This is a genomic window from Streptomyces luteoverticillatus (assembly GCF_003970715.1).
Taxonomy (GTDB): Bacteria; Actinomycetota; Actinomycetes; order Streptomycetales; family Streptomycetaceae; genus Streptomyces; species Streptomyces abikoensis.
On sequence record NZ_CP034587.1, the window covers coordinates 2,847,370 to 2,865,924 of the forward strand.

18 protein-coding genes are annotated in these 18,555 nt (G+C 71.5%); 8 read left to right on the forward strand and 10 right to left on the reverse strand.

Annotation, left to right across the window (positions count from 1 at the left end; genetic code table 11):
- Nucleotides 1–22 precede the first annotated feature (22 nt).
- Both cofD and EKH77_RS12285 read left to right on the forward strand, forming a co-directional pair.
- The gene (gene cofD, locus EKH77_RS12280) at nucleotides 23–994 is read left to right on the forward strand and encodes a 2-phospho-L-lactate transferase (protein WP_126914431.1); all 972 of its coding nucleotides are present in this window, start codon (nucleotides 23–25) and stop codon (nucleotides 992–994) included.
- The gene (locus EKH77_RS12285) at nucleotides 991–2,310 is read left to right on the forward strand and encodes a coenzyme F420-0:L-glutamate ligase (protein ID WP_126914432.1); all 1,320 of its coding nucleotides are present in this window, start codon (nucleotides 991–993) and stop codon (nucleotides 2,308–2,310) included. The genes cofD and EKH77_RS12285 overlap by 4 nt, the downstream gene beginning before the upstream one ends.
- Nucleotides 2,311–2,468: 158 nt before the next feature.
- On the opposite strand, the gene EKH77_RS12290 is transcribed toward EKH77_RS12285, so the two are convergent.
- From EKH77_RS12290 to EKH77_RS12300, 3 genes are all read right to left on the reverse strand, one after another.
- Entirely contained in the window at nucleotides 2,469–3,377 is a 909-nt protein-coding gene (locus EKH77_RS12290) for a DNA-3-methyladenine glycosylase family protein (RefSeq protein WP_126914433.1), read from the reverse strand.
- A 51-nt stretch (nucleotides 3,378–3,428) separates the two neighbouring features.
- On the reverse strand, nucleotides 3,429–4,511 hold the full coding sequence (locus EKH77_RS12295; RefSeq protein ID WP_126914434.1) for a sugar phosphate nucleotidyltransferase: 1,083 nt from the start codon (nucleotides 4,509–4,511) through the stop codon (nucleotides 3,429–3,431).
- 83 nt (nucleotides 4,512–4,594) lie between these two features.
- Nucleotides 4,595–6,136 carry a peptidoglycan recognition protein family protein gene (locus EKH77_RS12300; protein WP_240667327.1) on the reverse strand — a complete coding sequence of 514 codons (1,542 nt, stop codon included), beginning with the start codon at nucleotides 6,134–6,136 and terminating at the stop codon, nucleotides 4,595–4,597.
- A 139-nt stretch (nucleotides 6,137–6,275) separates the two neighbouring features.
- Between EKH77_RS12300 and EKH77_RS33755 the strand changes: the two genes are divergently transcribed.
- The 4 genes from EKH77_RS33755 (at nucleotide 6,276) to EKH77_RS12320 (ending at nucleotide 12,499) form a co-directional block, all read left to right on the forward strand.
- The gene (locus EKH77_RS33755; RefSeq protein ID WP_126914436.1) at nucleotides 6,276–7,028 is read left to right on the forward strand and encodes a TIGR03089 family protein; all 753 of its coding nucleotides are present in this window, start codon (nucleotides 6,276–6,278) and stop codon (nucleotides 7,026–7,028) included.
- Nucleotides 7,029–7,165: 137 nt separating this feature from the next.
- Nucleotides 7,166–8,587 carry an LCP family protein gene (locus EKH77_RS33760; RefSeq protein WP_397613298.1) on the forward strand — a complete coding sequence of 474 codons (1,422 nt, stop codon included), beginning with the start codon at nucleotides 7,166–7,168 and terminating at the stop codon, nucleotides 8,585–8,587.
- Nucleotides 8,588–8,876: 289 nt separating this feature from the next.
- A complete protein-coding gene (locus tag EKH77_RS12315; RefSeq protein ID WP_126914437.1) occupies nucleotides 8,877–10,658 on the forward strand; it encodes an LCP family protein in 1,782 nt (593 codons plus the stop codon).
- Between the two features lie 98 nt (nucleotides 10,659–10,756).
- Entirely contained in the window at nucleotides 10,757–12,499 is a 1,743-nt protein-coding gene (locus EKH77_RS12320; RefSeq protein WP_126914438.1) for an LCP family protein, read from the forward strand.
- A gap of 91 nt (nucleotides 12,500–12,590) precedes the next feature.
- Here EKH77_RS12320 and EKH77_RS12325 read toward each other — a convergent pair whose 3' ends face one another.
- From EKH77_RS12325 to EKH77_RS12350, 6 genes are all read right to left on the reverse strand, one after another.
- The gene (locus tag EKH77_RS12325) at nucleotides 12,591–13,061 is read right to left on the reverse strand and encodes a hypothetical protein (RefSeq protein ID WP_126914439.1); all 471 of its coding nucleotides are present in this window, start codon (nucleotides 13,059–13,061) and stop codon (nucleotides 12,591–12,593) included.
- 77 nt (nucleotides 13,062–13,138) lie between these two features.
- Nucleotides 13,139–13,369, reverse strand: a complete 231-nt coding sequence (locus EKH77_RS12330) for a DUF397 domain-containing protein (RefSeq protein WP_126914440.1) — start codon at nucleotides 13,367–13,369, stop codon at nucleotides 13,139–13,141.
- Nucleotides 13,370–13,646: 277 nt separating this feature from the next.
- Complete coding sequence (locus tag EKH77_RS12335) at nucleotides 13,647–13,835, reverse strand: hypothetical protein (protein WP_126914441.1); 189 nt, start codon at nucleotides 13,833–13,835, stop codon at nucleotides 13,647–13,649.
- Between the two features lie 61 nt (nucleotides 13,836–13,896).
- Nucleotides 13,897–14,745, reverse strand: coding sequence for a helix-turn-helix domain-containing protein (locus tag EKH77_RS12340; protein WP_126914442.1), 849 nt, complete (start codon nucleotides 14,743–14,745; stop codon nucleotides 13,897–13,899).
- Between the two features lie 18 nt (nucleotides 14,746–14,763).
- Entirely contained in the window at nucleotides 14,764–15,285 is a 522-nt protein-coding gene (locus EKH77_RS12345; protein ID WP_126914443.1) for a DUF6879 family protein, read from the reverse strand.
- Nucleotides 15,251–15,508 carry a hypothetical protein gene (locus EKH77_RS12350; protein ID WP_126914444.1) on the reverse strand — a complete coding sequence of 86 codons (258 nt, stop codon included), beginning with the start codon at nucleotides 15,506–15,508 and terminating at the stop codon, nucleotides 15,251–15,253. Before EKH77_RS12350 ends, EKH77_RS12345 begins: the two co-directional genes overlap by 35 nt.
- A 221-nt stretch (nucleotides 15,509–15,729) precedes the next feature.
- Between EKH77_RS12350 and EKH77_RS12355 the strand changes: the two genes are divergently transcribed.
- Nucleotides 15,730–16,524, forward strand: coding sequence for a VOC family protein (locus tag EKH77_RS12355; RefSeq protein WP_126914445.1), 795 nt, complete (start codon nucleotides 15,730–15,732; stop codon nucleotides 16,522–16,524).
- A gap of 27 nt (nucleotides 16,525–16,551) precedes the next feature.
- Here the strand turns inward: EKH77_RS12355 and EKH77_RS12360 are convergent, their stop codons facing one another.
- Entirely contained in the window at nucleotides 16,552–17,856 is a 1,305-nt protein-coding gene (locus tag EKH77_RS12360) for an LCP family protein (RefSeq protein WP_126914446.1), read from the reverse strand.
- A 141-nt stretch (nucleotides 17,857–17,997) separates the two neighbouring features.
- On the opposite strand from EKH77_RS12360, the gene EKH77_RS12365 reads away from it, so the two are divergent.
- Nucleotides 17,998–18,546, forward strand: coding sequence for an acyl-CoA thioesterase (locus EKH77_RS12365; protein ID WP_126914447.1), 549 nt, complete (start codon nucleotides 17,998–18,000; stop codon nucleotides 18,544–18,546).
- Nucleotides 18,547–18,555: the final 9 nt, after the last annotated feature.

The following is an 18,555-nucleotide window of genomic DNA, read 5'->3' on the forward strand; positions in this document are numbered from 1 at the left end:
ACGCTCCTGAAAGACTGCGGCCATGCAGCGCATTGTGGTTCTGGCCGGCGGGATCGGGGGCGCCCGCTTCCTTCGTGGCCTCATGTCAGCAGTCCCCGACGCGGACATCACCGTCATCGGCAACACCGGCGATGACATCCACTTGTTCGGGCTCAAGGTCTGCCCCGACCTCGACACCGTGATGTACACGCTCGGCGGCGGCATCCACGAGGAGCAGGGCTGGGGCCGGGCCGGCGAGTCCTTCGCCGTGAAGGAGGAGCTCGCCGCCTACGGAGTGGGCCCGGAGTGGTTCGGCCTGGGCGACCGCGACTTCGCCACGCACATCGTCCGCACCCAGATGCTCGCCGCCGGCTACCCGCTGAGCGCCGTCACCGAGGCGCTGTGCGCCCGGTGGAAGCCGGGCGTCCGCCTGCTGCCGATGAGCGACGACCGGATCGAGACCCACGTCCTGATCGACGACCCCGACGGCGACGACGGCGCCCGCAAGGCCGTCCACTTCCAGGAGTACTGGGTGCGGATGCGGGCCTCGGTGGACGCCCACGCGATCGTCCCGGTCGGGGCGGAGCAGGCCAAGCCGGCGCCCGGGGTGCTCGAGGCGATCGCGGCGGCGGACGTCGTCCTCTTCCCGCCGTCCAACCCCGTGGTGAGCGTCGGCACGATCCTGGGCGTCCCCGGCGTCCGGGAGGCCGTCGCCGACGCCGCCGCGCCGGTGATCGGCCTCTCCCCCATCGTCGGCGGCGCGCCCGTGCGCGGCATGGCCGACAAGGTGCTCGCCGCCGTCGGCGTCGAGTCCACCGCCGCCGCCGTGGCCCGCCACTACGGCTCCGGGCTGCTCGACGGCTGGCTGGTCGACTCCGTCGACGGGACGGCCGTGGCCGAGGTCGAGGAGGCCGGGATCCGCTGCCGGGCCGTGCCGCTGATGATGACCGACGTCGAGGCCACCGCCGCCATGGCCCGCGCGGCGCTGGCCCTGGCCGAGGAGGTACGGGCGTGAGCGCGGCCCCCGAGTACCGCGTCTGGGCCCTGCCCGGCATCCCCGAGGTGCGCCCCGGCGACGACCTCGCGAAGCTGATCGCCGGCGCGGCCCTGGGCGAGGGGCTGCCCGGGCTCGCCGACGGCGACGTCCTCGTCGTCACCTCGAAGATCGTCAGCAAGGCCGAGGGCCGGATCCTCGCCGCCGAGGACCGCGAGGCGGCGATCGACGCCGAGACCGTGCGGCTCGTGGCCCGGCGCGGCACGCTGCGCGTCGTGGAGAACCGGCTGGGGCTCGTGATGGCCGCCGCCGGCGTGGACGCGTCCAACACCCGCGCCGGGACGGTTCTGCTGCTGCCCGAGGACCCGGACGCCTCGGCCCGGCGGATCCGCGAGGGCCTGCGCGAGGCGCTCGGCGTGGACGTCGGCGTCGTCGTCACCGACACAGCCGGGCGGCCCTGGCGCAAGGGCGTCACGGACTTCGCGATCGGCGCGGCCGGGGTACGGGTCGCCGACGACCTGCGCGGCGGCGTGGACGCGTACGGCAACCCGCTGGTCGCGACGGTGGTGGCGACGGTCGACGAGCTCGCCGCCGCCGGCGACCTGGTCAAGGGCAAGGCCGGGGGCCTGCCGGTGGCCGTGGTGCGGGGGCTGCCGCATGTGGTCACCGAGGACGGTGAGCAGGATGCTCATTGGCTGGTGCGGCCCGCCGTCGACGACATGTTCCGGCTCGGGACCTCGGAGGCGGTGAAGGAGGCGGTGTCGCTGCGGCGGACCGTCCGGGAGTTCACCGACGACCCCGTGGACCCGGGCGCGGTCCGGCGGGCCGTCGCCGCCGCCGTCACCGCGCCGGCGCCGCACCACACGACGCCCTGGCGGTTCGTGCTGCTGGAGTCCGAGGAGTCGCGGACGCGGCTGCTGGACGCCATGCGGGACGCGTGGGTCGCGGACCTGCGCGCCGACGGGCTCTCCGAGGACCGGATCGCCCGGCGCGTACGCCGGGGCGACCTGCTGCGGAAGGCGCCGTACCTGGCGGTGCCGTGCCTGGTGACGGACGGCGCCCACGACTACCCGGACGCCCGGCGCTCGGCCGCCGAGCGGGAGATGTTCGTGGTCGCGGCCGGGGCGGCCGTGCAGAACTTCCTGGTCACGCTGGCGAGTGAGCGGCTGGGGTCGGCGTGGGTGTCGTCGACGATGTTCTGCCGCGAGGTGGTGCGGGATGTTCTTGGGCTGCCGCGTGACTGGGATCCGATGGGTGCGGTCGCGATCGGCAGGCCGGCGACGACGCCGCCCGCGCGTCCCGCGCGCGACGCGGACCCGTTTGTGACGGTCCGCTAGCCACACGGTTGTGGGCAGGCGTTCCGCAGGGCGGAACGGGTGGGCACAACCGGAACGACGGCCCGCACCCCCCGTGGGCAACCCCGGTTCGGGTGCGGCCCGGTGGGCGGGTTTGCGCCCACCCGTCCCGCCCTGCGGGACGCCTGCCCGCAAACCGGTTAGATCCGGCTGAAGTCCGGCACCGTGAAGCGTGGCCCCCGTCTGGGCGGGATCACGCCGCTCAGCAAGATGAGGCGGCACGCCCGGTGCCGCTGCCCCTCGTACGGGGCCAGAAGGTCGAGCATCGCCGCGTCGTCCGCCCCGCGGAACCCCGTGAGCGCGTAGCCGATGATCTTCGGCAGGTGAAGGTCGCCCGTCGTGACCGCGTCCGGCGAGCCGTTGGCGCGCTGGAGCGTCTCCGCCGTCGTCCAGGGGCCGATGCCGGGGACGGCCTGGAGGCGGGCCGCCGCGCGGGCGTCGTCCATGGCGGCCGCCTCCTCCAGGCGAGCCGCCACCCGTGCCGCGCGGACGATCGTCGCCGAGCGCTTGGCGTCCACGTGCGCCCGGTGCCACTCCCAGGACGGGACGCGGGCCCAGCCCGCCGGGTCGGGCATCACGCGCATGCCGGCGGGGGCCGGGCCGGGTGCCGGTTCGCCGTGTCGGGTCAGCAGCAGCCGCCACGCGCGGTACGCCTCGTCGCTGGTGACCTTCTGCTCGAGGATCGAGGGGATCAGCGACTCCAGGACCAGCCCGGTGCGGGCGAGCCGGAGGCCGGGGTGGCGGCGGTGGGACTCGTGGACCAGCCGGTGGCGGGGCGTGAACCCCGCCGGGTCGTCGGTCGCGCCCAGGAGGGTGGGGAGCCGGTCCAGGAGCCAGTCGGCTCCCGGGCCCCACGCCTCGGCGTGGACCTGGCCGTCATGGGTCAGCCGGAGCGTGCCGGGCCCTTCCGGGGTACGGCTCGCCCGCCAGACCGCCCCGGCCGCGTCCACGCGATAGGCCGGGTCGCCCGGGCCGCGCGCGAGGACGCCCAGGGTGCGTCCGAGGTCGTAGGGGCCGCCGGTGGGCGGGGCCCACGTGCGGGTGGCCATTCGGCCAGGGTACGTCGCCGGGCCGGCCTACCAGTCCGGCTAGCGGTCCGGCTACTGGTCCGACGAGAAGCGGATCGCCCCCTGGGGGATCCGCGCCCCGCACCAGATCCGGGCCCCGGCGCGCAGCTCGTTGTCGGGGCCGATCTCGGCGCGGTCGCCGATGACGGCGCCGTCCAGGACCGTACGCGCCCCGATGCGCGCCCCGGCACCGACGAGGGAGTCGCGGACGACGGCGCCCGCCTCGATCACCGCGCCGTCCAGGACGGCGCTGCCGTCCACCCGCGCGCCGGGCGCCACGCGCGCTCCCGCGCCGACGACCGTGCCGCCGGTGAGTTTGGCGTCAGGGGCCACCTCGGCACCGTCGAGGACGAGGCGGTCGCCGCAGCGGCCGGGGACCGCCGGGGACGGGGCGCGGCCCATGACCAGGTCGGCCGAGCCGCGCACGAAGGCCTGCGGGGTGCCGAGGTCGAGCCAGTACGTGGAGTCGACCATGCCCTGGAGGTGGGCGCCGGCGGCCAGCAGCCCGGGGAAGGTCTCGCGCTCCACGGAGACCGGGCGGCCGGTGGGGATCTCGTCGATGACCGAGCGGTTGAAGACGTACGCGCCCGCGTTGATCTGGTCGGTGACGATCTCCTCGGGCGTCTGCGGCTTCTCCAGGAACGCCTGGACGCGGCCGGTCCCGTCCGTGGGGACCAGGCCGAAGGCCCGGGGGTCCGCGACGCGCGTCAGGTGGAGCGAGACGTCCGCGCCGGTCGTCCGGTGGGTGTCCACCAGCGCCTCGATGTCGAGGCCGGTGAGGATGTCGCCGTTGAAGATCAGGACCGGCTCGTCCGGGGCCGAGCGCAGCCGGTGGGCGACGTTGCGGATGGCGCCGCCCGTGCCCAGGGGCTCGACCTCGGTGACGTACTCCAGGTGGAGACCCAGCGCGGAACCGTCGCCGAAATATGGCTCGAAGACCTCGGCCAGGTAGGAGGTGGCGAGCACGATGTGCTCGACTCCCGCCGCCCGCGCCCGGGCCAGCTGGTGGGTGAGGAACGGGACGCCCGCCGCGGGGACCATGGGCTTGGGCGTGTGCACCGTCAGCGGGCGCAGCCGGGTGCCCTTGCCACCGACCAGGAGGATCGCTTCTGTCACCTTGTCGTCTCTGCTTTCCTGCCGGGGCCGGGCCGTGATCGGCGGCCAGTGTACGCAGAACGTGCGGTTCCGGCCGCGCCCGGTCAGCGTCCCTGGAGGCGGGAGGCCGTGGAGCGGGCCGTGCCGAGCCGGTTGTAGAGCTGGTCGCCGGGGCATTCGGTGGCGAAGCCGTCGCGGTGTCCGGAGATGGCCCTGAGCCTTACGGAGGTGCCCTTCTTGAAGAGGTTGCCGCCGCCCGAGACCAGGGTCGTGGTGCCGGCGGGGTTGACGCCGTACAGGCCGAGCTTCCACGCGGAGAGGGTCGCCACGGCGGTGAGCGCGGCGCTGGACGGATCGCTCCTCCCGAAGGTCCCGAGCACGGCGATGCCCATGCTGTTGGTATTGAAACCGAGAGTATGGGCGCCTCTGACGGGTTTCGCCACACCGCCTGCCCGGCCCTCGTAGACGGTGCCGCATTTGTCCACGAGGAAGTTGTAGCCGATGTCCCGCCAGCCGCTGCTCACCACGTGGTAGCGGTAGATACCCCGGATGACGGAGGGGGACTGTCCGCAGCCGTAGCCGTTGCCGGAGGCGGTGTGGTGGACGAAGGCGGCGTGGACGGTCTTGTTGTAGACGAAGCCCTTCTCCCGGATCGACTCGTCGGCGCCCCAGCCGGCCCGGGTGACGATGCGCGGGCGGGGGCCGACGTAGCGGCCGGCGTCGAAGTCGGCGTCGGAGTCGGAGTCGTCGACGTCGGCCGACCCGTCGCCGTTGTCGGCACCGCTGTCGGGGGCGCCCTGCTGGGGCCTGTCCGTGGGTTCGGCCTCCGGGTCGGCGGCGCCGTGGCCGTCGGAGATCGGGTGGCCCTCGGCCACGTTCGTGCCGTCGACGTGGGTGGCCTCGACGTCCTTGGCCGACTCGGGCCTGCCGACGGCGGGGATCTCGGTGGCGCCCAGCGGGGCCAGCGGGAAGTTGGCGGCCGAGCTGGCGGCCTCCTCGTCGGAGGGGCCCGGCGCGGGGGGCGGGGCGCTGCGGCCCCGGCCGGCGCGGGGGCGGCCGGGCGCGGGGTCGTGGCCGGGGTCGACGAGCTCGACGCGCATCCCGGAGGGCAGGGCGGTGCCCTCGGCGAGCCGGCCCCCGGCGGCCGGTTCGGGGTTGACCCGGACCTGCACGGCGTCGGAGGCGCCCACCCACAGCGGGGCGGTGGAGCCGCGCAGGGTGCCGGCGCGGGACTCGGGCGAGTCGAGGTCGGGGCGGTCGTCGTCGTGCGTCTGGACGTCCCGCCACTCGGACCAGCTCCGGCCGCCGAGGGGGCGGGTGCGCACCTGGGCCCGGCCGCGCAGCTCCGTGGTGGCGTCGTCCCAGACGATGCCGACCAGCGAGAACGGCGGGACCTCCCGGGCGGGCAGCCCCTGGGGCCCGCGCACCCGGCCGTGTCCCGGGGCGGCCCGGTGGCCGGGGCCGAGCGGCACGAGCCGCAGCGAGTGCGTGGCGCCCGGCACCCTGGGCGGCGCGGCCGCCCGGGGGAGGGCGGGGTGCGGCGGGATCGCCACGGAGGGCGTGGCGGCGGCGGGGGCGGCGAGGAAGGACAGGGTCAGGGCGGCGGCGCAGAGGCTGGCGGCCGGGGGGACGAGATTTCCACGCATGCCAGAAATCCTGGACATATGCATACTAATCTGTCCATTGATCCGCTGACGGCGAGTCGGCTCCCCGGGCGTCCCGACGGCCCCGGGGACGCCTCCGTCCGACTGACCGTCACCCGGTGCGGCGCGTACGCTGGCGCCGATGAACGCCATCGATCGCACCCCCGCCGACCTGCTGCGTTCCGCGCTCGCCGCGGACCCGGCCCGCCCGCTCGTGACCTTCTACGACGACGCCACCGGCGAGCGCGTGGAACTGTCCGTGGCCACCTTCGCCAATTGGGTGGCGAAGACCGCCAATCTGCTCCAGGGCGAGCTCGCCGCCGAGCCCGGCGACCGGCTCGCGCTCCTGCTGCCCGCCCACTGGCAGACGGCCGTCTGGCTGCTCGCCTGCTCCTCGGCCGGTGTGGTCGCCGAGGTGGGCGGCGACCCGGCCGCCGCCGACCTGGTCGTCAGCGGCCCGGACACGCTGGAGGCGGCGCGCGCCTGCTCCGGCGAGCGCGTCGCGCTCGCCCTGCGCCCGCTGGGCGGCCGCTTCCCCGAGGCCCCTGCGGGCTTCGCCGACTACGCCGTCGAGGTGCCGAGCCAGGGCGACCGCTTCGCCCCGTACGCCCCCGTGGACCCCGGTGCCCCGGCGCTCGCCGTGGCGGGGGTGGAGCTGACGGGCGCGCAGGTCGTCGAGCGGGCGGCCGCCGACGCCGCCCGGCTCGGCCTCGGCGCGGGCTCGCGCCTGCTGTCCGGGCTGGCGTACGACACGTGGGAGGGCCTCTCGTCGGGTCTGCTCGCGCCGCTCGCGGCGGGCGGCTCCGTCGTGCTGTGCCGCAACGCCGACCGGCTGTCCGCCGACGCGCTGGACCAGCGGCTCACGAGCGAGCGCGTCACCGTGACGGCCCTGTAGACGCTGCCGGAGCGTCGCGTCCGGGCGATGATCGGGGTACGTGCCCACGGGCACCGGCGCCCCGGCCCGCGCCCGGACGCCGGCCCCGCCGGGCGCGTACGCCACCGACTCGAGCGGCGGAGGGACGCAGCGCAGCCGTGAACCGCCCAGGCATGTCCGGCCCGCCGGACGGCCCCTTCACCGGGGAGCCGTACGGCCGCCCGGTGACGCCCCGTCCGCCGGGCCGCCGGCGGCGCTGGCTGCGGCGGCTGGCGGCGGTGGCCGCGGCGCTGGTGCTCCTCGTCGCGGGGCTGGGCTGGGTGCTCTACGAGCAGCTCAACAGCAACATCACCACCGACGACGAGACCGCCGAGGAGCTGCGCCGCTGGGAGAAGCAGCGCCCCAGCGCGCTGGTGCGCGGCGCCCAGAACATCCTCATCATCGGGTCCGACACCCGCAGCGGCTCCGGCAACGCCAAGTACGGCGAGGACAGCGGCAGCCAGCGCTCGGACACCACGATCCTGCTGCACCTCGCCGCCAACAGGAGGAGCGCGACCGCCGTCAGTCTCCCCCGCGACCTGATGGCGACGATCCCCAGCTGCCGCAAGCGCGACGGCACGTACACCAACGAGCGCTTCGCGCAGTTCAACTGGGCCTACGAGCTCGCGGGCACCGCCTGCACGATCCGCACCGTCGAGAACATCACCCAGATCCGGATCGACCATCACATCGTCCTGGACTTCAACGGTTTCAAGAACCTCGTGGACGCCATGGACGGCGTGGAGCTCTGCCTGGACAAGCCCATGGACGACCGCGAGGCCAAGCTCCACCTGCCCGCCGGGAACCAGACGCTCAACGGCGAGCAGGCCCTCGGCTATGTACGGGCCCGCTACAGCCTGGGCGACGGCAGCGACACCGAACGGATGGGGCGTCAGCAGAAGTTCCTCGGCGCCCTGGTGCGCGACATGCGCAGCGAAGGGTTGCTGCTCAACCCCACCCGGCTCTACCCGGTGCTCGACGCGGCCACCAAGTCGGTGACCACGGACGCCGGGCTGGACTCGCTCAAGAAGCTCTACGACCTGGTGCGCACCGTGCGGGACATCCCGACCGAGCGGGTGCAGTTCCTGACGGTCCCCCGGCGGCCGTACGCGTTCAACAGCGCGCGCGACGAGCTCGTCCAGCCCGACGCGGACCAGTTGTTCCGTCAGTTGCGCCTGGACCGGCCGGTGTCGGTGAACGCGCAGGTGCGCCCGGCGGACGACAAACCGCGCGACGACCGGCACGGGCGGGGCAGGTCCGGGCGGGATCCGGGGCCGGAGGGGACGGACGGTTCCGCGACCGAGGGCGGCGAGGCGCCGCCCGTACCCCCCGCCACGGCGGCGCCGCCCGCCGCACCGCCGGCACCGCCCTCGCAGGCGCCCGTCGCGCCGCGGACCGGGTCCGTCCCGTCCTCGGCGCCGGCCGCGCCCATGACGTCCCCGGCGTCCCAGGCACCCCCCGCGACCACGGCGCCCTCACCGCTCTCCAGCGTCCCGCCGACCTATCAGGGCACCACGGCGGCACGCGGGATGTGCGGCTGAGCGACACTCTGCGCCACAAACGCGATAAAACCGTCAAACGACCCGACCGGTTTTCGTCTCCGCGTTCTCTCGGCAGCCCTCTCCGCAGCCCTCTCCGCGAAGGGATTGGGCAGATTGCCCAGTTGTAGGGGAGTGCAATTTGTCACGGGCGTCGCTTGACGCTGAACTGGGCGGATAGTGTGAGCGACCCGGTGCGCACCGCCGGGTTGACCGCGCACTGCACAGACGACGCTCCGAGCGCCTCAGGGGGGTAGGCGCCGCGTGGCACCGACGGAGGATTCAAGCGACCGTGGACGCGCAAGGCCGTGGGCGGGCGGGCGGTATCGACCCCGCCGACCAATGGGTGTTCGACCCCGAGACGGGCAGCTACGAGCTGCGTCTCGATCAAACCGGGGAGCCCGCGACGGCTCCCCGTGAAGCTTCCGCCGCGGCGTCCGGCCCAGCCCCCCGCACCTCGCCCAGACAGGCCCCCGCCCGGCCCAAGCCCGGCGGCGGCCGTACCGTGCCGGGCCAGCGCGGCCAGCGCGCGGGCGGCACGGCGGCCGGTGGCCGCCGGGGCGCCGGGGCCAAGGCGACGGCGGCCGCCGGGCGGCGGCGCCCCAAGCCGAAGAAGAAGGCCGCCCGGAAGAAGAAGGTCCTGATGTGGACCGGCGGCACGATCGGCCTGGTGCTGGTGGTGTGCACGGTCGGCGGCTATCTGCTCTACCAGCACCTCAACGACAACATCGACAAGATCGACGTCGGCATCAACAACAGCGTGTTCGACAAGGGCCCGCTGAACATCCTGGTGATCGGCACGGACAAACGCTCCGGCAAGGGCAACACCGGCTACGGCGACGACGGCAGCGTCGGCCACGCCGACACCACCGTGCTCTTCCACGTCTCCGAGGACCGGACGAACGCCACCGCGCTGTCCATCCCGCGCGACATGATCACGGACATCCCGGACTGCCCCACCAAGCAGAAGAACGGCTCCACGAAGACCATCCCCGGCTCCAAGGGGGTGCGCTTCAACGAGAGCCTGGGCCAGGAGGACCGCGACCCGGGCTGCACCTGGCGGACCGTCGAGCAACTGACGGGTCTGAAGGTCAGTCACTTCATGATGGCCGACTTCAACGCCGTCAAGGAGCTCTCCTCGGCTGTGGGCGGCGTCGAGGTGTGCGTGGCCAAGGACATCAACGACCGCGACTCGCACCTGAAGATGGCCAAGGGCCGGCACACGGTCGAGGGCGAGCAGGCCCTGGCCTTCGTCCGGACCCGGCACTCGGTGGGCTTCGGCGGCGACCTCAGCCGGATCGAGCTCCAGCAGCAGTTCCTGAGCTCGATGCTCCGGAAGATGAAGTCCGGCGACACCCTGACCAACCCCAAGAAGCTCTATGACCTCAGCGACGCCGCGACCAACTCGCTCACCGTCGACACCGGCATAGGCTCCATCAGCAAGCTGACGAGCCTGGCCAAGGAGCTCAGGAAGGTCAATCTGAAGAACGTGACCTTCGCGACCGTCCCCGTCCTCGACAACCCCGCCGACGGCAAGCAGCACAAGACGGTCATCCTGGACAAGCCCAAGGCCGAGCCGCTGTTCGCCATGGTCCGCCAGGACGTCTCCCTCACCGAGGAGAAGGAGAAGGAGAAGAAGGCGCAGGAGCAGGCCGACGCCAAGCAGGCGGCGCTGCTCCAGGGCCCGAAGGCGGAGCCCGCGAAGGTCCGGGTGAAGATCCTCAACGGCAGTGGGCGGGTCGGCGCCGCCCAGGAGACCGTCGCCTGGATGCAGAACAGCAAGGCCGTGTCGCACTCCAGCAACGGCGGCAACGCGGCGGGGGGCAAGAAGGACAAGACCCTGCTGGAGTTCGCCCCCAACCAGGCCGACCAGGCGCGCCGCGTCGCGGAGGACATGGGCCTCCCCGTCGACGCCCTGAAGCAGACGACGGCCGACGCGCCCCCCACCGCCGAGATGACGCTCACCCTCGGCGCGGACTTCAAGGGCGCGGGCGTCCCGGTGTCTGCGCCGAAGAAGGCGCCGGAGGGGATTCAGAAAGTCGAAGCCGACGATGAGAACATCTGCGCCAAGTGAACCCCGACAATGGCCTTTCGCATCTCATAGCGCAGTAATACTCATTTAGGTACGACACGCCTGCCCATCGGGCCGGACACCATCCAGGGGAGGGCCCGATGCGGCAGAGCAGCGGCGTGCGGGGAGAGAAGTCCCGCGACGCCCGGGAGAGCGCGCCGGAGCAGAAGGGCGTCCCGGAGCAGAGCACGCCGAAGACCGCCGGCGCCGAGGGCTCCGGGGGCGCCGCGAAGGACACCGGGACGGACACCGGGACGGAGGCGGGCGACGCGAAAGGCGGCGCCCCCCGGCGCCGCATCGGCCGAATAGCCCGCTGGACCGCGCTCGGCGTCGCGGTCACCGTCCTCGGGGTCTCCGGGGTGGGGTACTTCTACTACCAGCATCTCAACGACAACATCCGCAAGAACAAGCTCAACCTCGGCGACAAGCAGCTCGACCGCAGCGTCGCCAACGCGGCCGGCCAGCGCCCGCTGAACATCCTCCTCCTGGGCTCCGACAGCCGGGGCAGCAAGGAGAACCAGGAGCTCGGCGGCGCCCGTGACGACGCCGACCGCCCGCCGCTCGCCGACGTCCAGATGCTCGTCCACGTCTCGGCGGACCGCAGCAACATGTCGGTGATCAGCGTCCCCCGCGACACCCGGGTGACGATCCCCAAGTGCACCGACCCCGACACCGGCAAGGTCTACAAGTCGACCGACCGCCAGATCATCAACACCAGCCTGGTCAACGGCGGCCCGGGCTGCACGGTCGCCACCTGGGAGGAGCTCACGGGCATCCCCGTCGACCACTTCATGATGATCGACTTCTCCGGTGTGGTGAACATGGCCGACGCGGTCGGCGGCGTCCCGGTGTGCGTGGACGCCAATGTGCGCGACGACAAGTCCGGCCTGCGGCTGACCAAGGGCTCCCACACCATCAAGGGCAAGCAGGCCCTGCAGTGGCTGCGCACCCGGCACGGCTTCGAGGACGGCAGCGACATCGGCCGCACCCACGCGCAGCACATGTACATGAACGCGATGGTCCGGCAGCTGAAGTCCGGCACCAAGCTCAGCGACCCGGGCCAGCTCACCGACCTGGCCGAGGCCGCCACCAAGGCTCTCACCGTCGACAAGGACCTCGGCTCCGTGAAGGAGCTCTACGACCTCGCCGACGACATCAAGCGGGTGCCGTCCGGCCGGATCACCATGACCACGATGCCGTGGACCACCGATCCGCAGAACCCGGACGCCCACGTCATACCCAAGCCGGGCGACGCCGACAAGCTCTTCGCGCTCGTGCGCAACGACATCGCCCTGGACGGCAAGGACAAGAAGAAGGACGACAAGAGCCCGGCACCCACCGCCCCGCCCGCCCGCAAGAACGACATCGCGATCACCGTCTTCAACGGCACCGGCACGGCGGTGGAGCCGCCGGCCACCGGGCGGGGCTCGGACATCGCCGCGTTCCTCGTCAAGCAGGGCTTCGCCAAGGCGACGGCCGACTCCACGCCCCGGGCGCAGGTGGACACCACGATCACCTATCCGAGGGCCGGGCAGCGCGCCGACGCCCTCGCCGTGGCCAAGGCGCTGGGGTTGCCGGACGCGGCGGTGCGGCACTCCCCCGAGGTCCGGCAGATCACGCTGGTCGTGGGCGGGGACTGGCGGACGGGCACGGCGTACCCGGCGGACGCGGCGGCGGGGGCGGTCGGGGGCGATACGGGCGCGACGCCCGACGCGTCCGGGTCGCCGTCGGCCACCCCCTCCGGGAAGCCGACGGGCGAGAACAAGGCGCCCGAGAGCTCGGACCCCCTCAATGGCGCGGACGCCTCGGCGTGCATGAAGGTGAACACGGCGAACCGGTTCTAGGCGGGGGGGCCGGGGGATTTCGCCTCGGCCCCGCCCTTGTCTCCCCTGGCTACCGCTGGGGGGTGCCCCCGGTTTCCGAGGGGCCCCGCCGTCACAGGTCGACAGGGCACGGTTGGTCACGGAGTGCCCGGTTCGGCGAACACATCACCAGGGCCAGGCTCAAGAACTGCGGCCGTCCCAGGTAGTACCCAAGTGAGACGTCCCCGCCCCAGCTCAGCATGTCCGCCGCGTATGTCACTTTCAGCGTAAGCGTGGTCGTATCCTGGTCCGCTTGCGCGGCGAAGCGCGGTGCGTAACTCGTCAGACAGTGACCCAGCCATTCGGCTGCTTCCTTCGGACGCTTCCACGTGCCCTGTACGAGCTTGGCAGGCTTCATCAGCCAATACGCCGTTTCCAGAGGTGGCACCTCGGTCACCCGCCACTCCGCCACGGCTTCCCGGTACCGCTCCACCACATCCGGTGGGCTGGTTGTTGTCGGCTCCACCGGCGACGGCGGGCGCCGGACACTTTCCTTGTCGAACACCGCTTTGTCGCCGACCCACAGATAACCGTGGAAATGCACGAGCGTCCCGATTCTGCGCAGGTGGAAGCGGCTCCCGCCCTCATGGAGTCAGAGGGCGGGAGCCGCGGTTCAGGAGGTTAGGCCGTCAGTCCGAACCGGCTCGGGTTGATGCCAGCCGCGTTCAGTTCAGCCGTGGTGAACCTCAGCGGTTCGGTGTTGGGGCGCTTGCTGTCGCCCACGGCCCAGGCGTCCTCGCCAATGCGCGCGAGAGTGACGCACGATTCGCCGTCCGGGTGTGTATTTCCGCCGCACGCCTTGGCGAACTGGGCGCCTTGGATATCGAGCCCATACAGATCGGTTCCACTCATGGGCGTACCTTTCTGAGCGATGGAATGGACACCTGATCAGCCAGCCATCTGTTGCGCCTTGCGTTCTCTCAACTGACCTGCAATCAGGGCGTCAGTCAACGTGTCGGCGGCGTGCAAGGAAAGCGTCCCAACCACCACATGAGAATGCCCGGAGCTTGTAGCCGTTCCCCGGATATTCCAAATGTCCGACTCGCGCACTCCGAGGTGGGTGAGCGCCTCTCGCAGGAGCCGGGCCGTCTCGTCGGCTCGCCTCTTGGCTCACCTGTAGGCCGACATCTCAAGCACCGACGATGGCCTTCAGATGGACTTCCGCAAGGTGTCTGCGGGCCTCGCGTGCGGCTTTCGAGACCTTGTCGTGGTCGAGCGTTTCCCTGGCCTGCCGCATCTGCTCCCTGAGTCGATAGCAGGCCATGCAGCCTTCCTCGCCCCCGAGATCGGGCTGCGCGGCTTCGGTGTCCGTCGTCATGACCAGACGCTAGGGGGACGGGAGGTATCGCGACCACGAAGTTGCACTTCGTTGCGGACCTTCACCCCAGGGCGCGTACGGCCTCCCGGATCAAGGCTCGTGCTTGTGGTCCGTAGACGGCCAACTTTTGCAGCTCTGCATAAGCCTTCGCGTAAAGTGCGATCTCGCTGGGGGCCGTGACTGTGATTGCTGCTGATACCAGCTCGACACTCACTTGATCTTCATCAAAAATCGAGAACGTCTCTACCGGCCACATGTGGCGATCAGCCGTAAAGGGAATGACGCCGAGGGACACTCGTGGCAGGGACATCACTGTCAGCAGGTATTCGAGCTGGCCTCTCATCGTTGCGGCGTTTCCCAGGCGATGCCGTAGAGCCTCCTCTTCGACGAGGAGTCCAAATCGGTGGTTTCCTTGGTGAATCACACGGGATCGAGCGAGCCGTGCTGCCACGGCATCGATCACATCATTGGGCGTTCCCCGGAATTCGGTGATCGCAGACAGCAAGGCCGTGGCGTATGACTCGGTTTGGAGAAGGCCAGGGATGATGTTCGCGCAGTAGATGCGGAAGAGGCGTGTCCGCTCGTACAGCGGTACACGGCCTTCTTGACCCCGGCGCAGGCCAGTCCGATGGAGCCGTCGCCACTCCACATACATGGAGTCGGCGCTGCGGGAGGCGGCTATGAGGTCAGCTGTTTGGTCCTCGGACTCACACGCTGCACACCATGCGCGGATATCGGCATCGGACGGCAGCGTCTTCGCGTTCTCGATCCGTGAGGACTTCGACTTGTTCCACCCGCATCGCTCTGCCAGTGACTCCACCGTCAGTCCAGCGTCGAGGCGCATTTCCCGCAAGCGGTTCGCGATTGCCTCACGGGCCTTCTGGACGCTGGACGACGGCGAAGTGGGCATGACTGGCGTGCTGGCGGCTCAGACCGCGTACTCGTCATGCGGAGTGCCGCGCTCCCACACCGACTCGAACGCCGAGGAGAATTGCTTGGCCAGTTCGGGGTCTGAGCTGAGCTCGTCGACGACATGAGAGCCGTCACCGGCGAAGTGGTGAACGCGCACCAGCCGGTCGTCGAACACCCAGTAGTCGTTCGGCGGAAGCAGAAGGTCGGATGCGCGTCGCCTCGGCAACCAACGAACTGCCTCCCCTGCCTCCACGTTGCTGCGCGTGGCGTAGTGCTCCCACCGGATGTACTCCGATACGGGCTCGCTCACCACACGAGCGCGGCGGATAGCCACCCCTCGGCGCACGGCCTGAGCGATCTGCTCATGGAAGCTGTGCCACCACGACGCCCGGTCATCCCAATCAGTACGGTGACCGTCCCGCCAGGCCGCAAAGCGTGGGTTGTCGCCGTACACATCGCGCAGCTCCAGATGGACCGCTGTGCGCTCCGTGGAGGCCAGCAGCTCACCGAAGCTCGGTTGCTGCTCGCTCTGCGGCATCGCACGCCTCCCTGATCAGCGACACCATCCGTGCCGGTATGCGGATGACAGCTTCCGTGTCGGGCTTGGGGCTGTTCTTCGAGCACTCTGCCTGCGTTGCCTCGTCGGCCAACCAGCCCTGCACAACCAGATGGGGTTCCGGTTTCGCCTCGACGTCGATCCACACGGCCGGGCAGTGGTCGTGATCGGTGTCAGGGTCGATGCCGATAAACCGTAGTGCCATGACTGCCTCCGTTGTAGAGCCAGTTGCGCCTAGTTGCACGACCCTCTTGCCTGGCCAGCCACGCCGTCAAGAGGGCGTGCGATTGTCCTGGAGATTCACAGCCATGATCAGGGGGGAACGCGGTCCGCCGGGGGCCGTTCGCCGTTTCTCCGGTGGCGGAGCGCCGTGCGCCGGGTGAAGGTGGTCGCGGGGGTGTCCGTACTGCCAGGGAGGCGCGCGTCATGCCCGAGGTAACCAAGCCGTACGTGCCCGGGACGCCCTGCTGGGCCGATCTCGTGGTCCCGGATCAGCGGGAGGCCCTCGACTTCTACCGCGACCTCTTCGGCTGGCAGGGGGAGCCCGGGCCGCCCGAGACGGGCGGGTACGCGGTCTGCACGCTGCGCGGCAAGCCGGTGGTGGGGATCATGACGTCGATGGCGCAGGAGGGCGGCTCCAAGCCGCCGCCCGCGTGGACGACGTACCTGGCCGTCGCGGACGCCGATGCCACCATGGGGAAGATCAAGGACGCCGGTGGCACGTCGCTGATGGACCCGATGGACGTGATGACGCTCGGGCGGATGGCCGTCGTCGCCGACTCCACGGGCGCGGTCTTCGGGATCTGGCAGGCCAAGGAGTTCCACGGCTCCGGGGTCGTCAACGAGCCGGGCGCGGTGGTGTGGAACGAGCTCAACACCGCCGACACCGAAGCGGCCGGTGCCTTCTACGCCGATGCCCTGGGCCTCGCGGCCGAGCCCTTCGAGGAGCCGCCCGGCTACTTCTCCCTCAAGGCGAAGGGCCGGGTGATCGGCGGGATGCAGAGCCTGGAGAACTCCCCGCCCGGATCGCCCTCCCACTGGCTGACGTATTTCTCCGTCGACAACACCGACAGTACGGTCGACGCCCTGGTCAGGGCCGGCGGCAATGTGCTCGCGCCGCCGTTCGACATGGTGGCCGGCCGGATGGCCGTCCTCCAGGACCCGCAGGGCGCGATCTTCGCGGTCATCAACGCGACCGGGCCCTCGCCCGACGACGCCTGACGGCCCCCGCCGTCGTCACCGCCGTCGTCACTTCGGGGCGACGGCGGTGACCTTGTCGTCGTTCTTCAGCTGGTCGAAGAGCTGCTTGGCCTTGACCTTGTCCCACGCCACGGCCTCGCCGTCACTGCGCGTGGGCAGGTTCGGGTTGCCGATGGGCACGGTCAGCTGCTGCCCGTCGCCGCCCGTGACGCCCTTCATCGCCCAGAACATCGACGCCAGGTCCCACAGCCCCATGTCCTTGTCGACGACCAGGGTGTCCAGGCCGGAGCCGATCACCGGGTAGAGCCGGAAGGGGTTGAGGACCGTCGAGGGCGAGGCGGCCTGCTTGGCGAGCGTGTTGAGGAACTTCTGCTGGTTGCGCATCCGGCCCAGGTCCTGGTCGGCCTCCTGGTGCCGCTGGCGGACGAAGGCCAGCGACTGCGCGCCGTCGAGCGTCTGGCAGCCCGCCTTGAAGTCCGCGCCCGAGTCCCGGTCCTTGACCGGCTTGTCCAGGCACATGTCCACGCCGCCCAGCGCGTCCACGAGATTGCGGAAGCCGCCGAAGCCGATCTCCGCGTAGTGGTCGATGCGCAGCCCGGTGTTGTACTCGATCGTCCGGACCAGCAGCTCGGCGCCGCCGTCGGAGTACGCCCGGTTGAGCTTGTGGGTCGACTGGGCGTACTGCTTGCCGGACGTCGCGCCGGTGAAGGCGGGGATCGTGACGTACGAGTCGCGCGGCAGGCTCAGCATCGTGGTGCCGTTGTCGCCCGTGTGCAGGATCATCATCGAGTCGGTGCGCTTGCCGTCCGCCGACCCGGTGTGGAGGTCCTTCTTGTCCGCCTCGGACAGGCCCTCGCGGCTGTCGGAGCCGACGATCAGGTAGTTCGTGCCCGAGCCCGCCGCCGGGCGGTCGGCGACCTTGTTGAGATCCACCTCGCGGCGCATCTTGCCGTCGGCCCAGAAGTACGTGCCCACGGAGACGACCAGGGCCGTGGCGACCAGCGCGATCGCCCCGATCTTGATCCGCTTGCGCCAGTCCGGGGCGCCGGCCCGCGCGCCCGGGCCGCCCGCGCCGCCGCCGGGGTTCCCCCGGCCGGTGCCGCCGCGACCGCCGCCGCTGCCGTGCCCGTAGACCTGTCCGGTGTTGTAGCCGTCCGAGGGGCCGCGGCCGTCGGAGGGGCCCGGGGCGTCGTAGTCCTGCGGCGGGCGGTACTGCTGGGGCGGAACCTGCCTGGGAGGCGCGGGACGCCGTACGTGCGGCATCGCGCGGGCGCCCTCGGGCTCGGTACCGGTGCTGCCGCGCCCGTACCGCTCCTCGGGCGCGCCGTTCCGCCGATCGGGCCAGTCATTCATGCAACCGAGTGTGCCCGCCCGGCGGGCCGCTCCACAGGGCGCGTGGGAAACCGGAGCGTTCCTGTTGCAGAGCTGATGCACACCCGCCGCACCACCCGGGCGCCCGGCGGGGTGTCCGGCGGTCCCCGCATACTGGGGGACATGACCAATCAGGACCGCGGCACGGATCCGGAGATATCCGGGAAGCCGACATCGGCTTCCCGCACGACGCTCTCCCACATCATGACCGGCAACGACACCAATCTGCTGGGCACCGTCCACGGCGGTGTGATCATGAAGCTGGTGGACGACGTGGCCGGCGCGGTCGCCGGGCGGCACTCCGGCGGGCCCGCGGTCACCGCCTCCATGGACGAGATGGCCTTCCTGGAGCCGGTCCGCGTGGGCGACCTGGTTCATGTGAAGGCCCAGGTGAACTGGACGGGCCGGTCCTCCATGGAGGTCGGCGTGCGGGTCCTGGCCGAGCGGTGGAACGAGTCCACGCCCGCCGTCCAGGTCGGCAGCGCCTATCTCGTCTTCGCGGCCGTCGACGCCGACGGCAAGCCGCGGCAGGTGCCGCCGGTGGTCCCCGAGACCGAGCGTGACCGGCGGCGCTACCAGGAGGCGCAGATCCGGCGGACGCACCGGCTCGCCCGGCGCCGCGCGATCATGGAGCTCCGGCAGAACCGGGCCGCCGAGGGCATCGAGGACTGAAGCAGAGGC

Excerpts from the sequence above, each read along its gene's own strand:
- EKH77_RS33755 (WP_126914436.1), top strand. The coding sequence starts at position 6,276 with ATGAACGCCATCGATCGCACCCCCGCCGACCTGCTGCGTTCCGCGCTC.
- EKH77_RS12335 (WP_126914441.1), bottom strand. The coding sequence starts at position 13,835 with ATGACGACGGACACCGAAGCCGCGCAGCCCGATCTCGGGGGCGAGGAA.
- EKH77_RS12360 (WP_126914446.1), bottom strand. The coding sequence starts at position 17,856 with ATGAATGACTGGCCCGATCGGCGGAACGGCGCGCCCGAGGAGCGGTAC.
- EKH77_RS12320 (WP_126914438.1), top strand. The coding sequence starts at position 10,757 with ATGCGGCAGAGCAGCGGCGTGCGGGGAGAGAAGTCCCGCGACGCCCGG.
- EKH77_RS12355 (WP_126914445.1), top strand. The coding sequence starts at position 15,730 with ATGCCCGAGGTAACCAAGCCGTACGTGCCCGGGACGCCCTGCTGGGCC.
- EKH77_RS12340 (WP_126914442.1), bottom strand. The coding sequence starts at position 14,745 with ATGCCCACTTCGCCGTCGTCCAGCGTCCAGAAGGCCCGTGAGGCAATC.
- EKH77_RS12290 (WP_126914433.1), bottom strand. The coding sequence starts at position 3,377 with ATGGCCACCCGCACGTGGGCCCCGCCCACCGGCGGCCCCTACGACCTC.
- EKH77_RS12350 (WP_126914444.1), bottom strand. The coding sequence starts at position 15,508 with ATGGCACTACGGTTTATCGGCATCGACCCTGACACCGATCACGACCAC.
- EKH77_RS12365 (WP_126914447.1), top strand. The coding sequence starts at position 17,998 with ATGACCAATCAGGACCGCGGCACGGATCCGGAGATATCCGGGAAGCCG.
- EKH77_RS12300 (WP_240667327.1), bottom strand. The coding sequence starts at position 6,136 with ATGCGTGGAAATCTCGTCCCCCCGGCCGCCAGCCTCTGCGCCGCCGCC.
- EKH77_RS12330 (WP_126914440.1), bottom strand. The coding sequence starts at position 13,369 with ATGAGTGGAACCGATCTGTATGGGCTCGATATCCAAGGCGCCCAGTTC.
- EKH77_RS12345 (WP_126914443.1), bottom strand. The coding sequence starts at position 15,285 with ATGCCGCAGAGCGAGCAGCAACCGAGCTTCGGTGAGCTGCTGGCCTCC.
- cofD (WP_126914431.1), top strand. The coding sequence starts at position 23 with ATGCAGCGCATTGTGGTTCTGGCCGGCGGGATCGGGGGCGCCCGCTTC.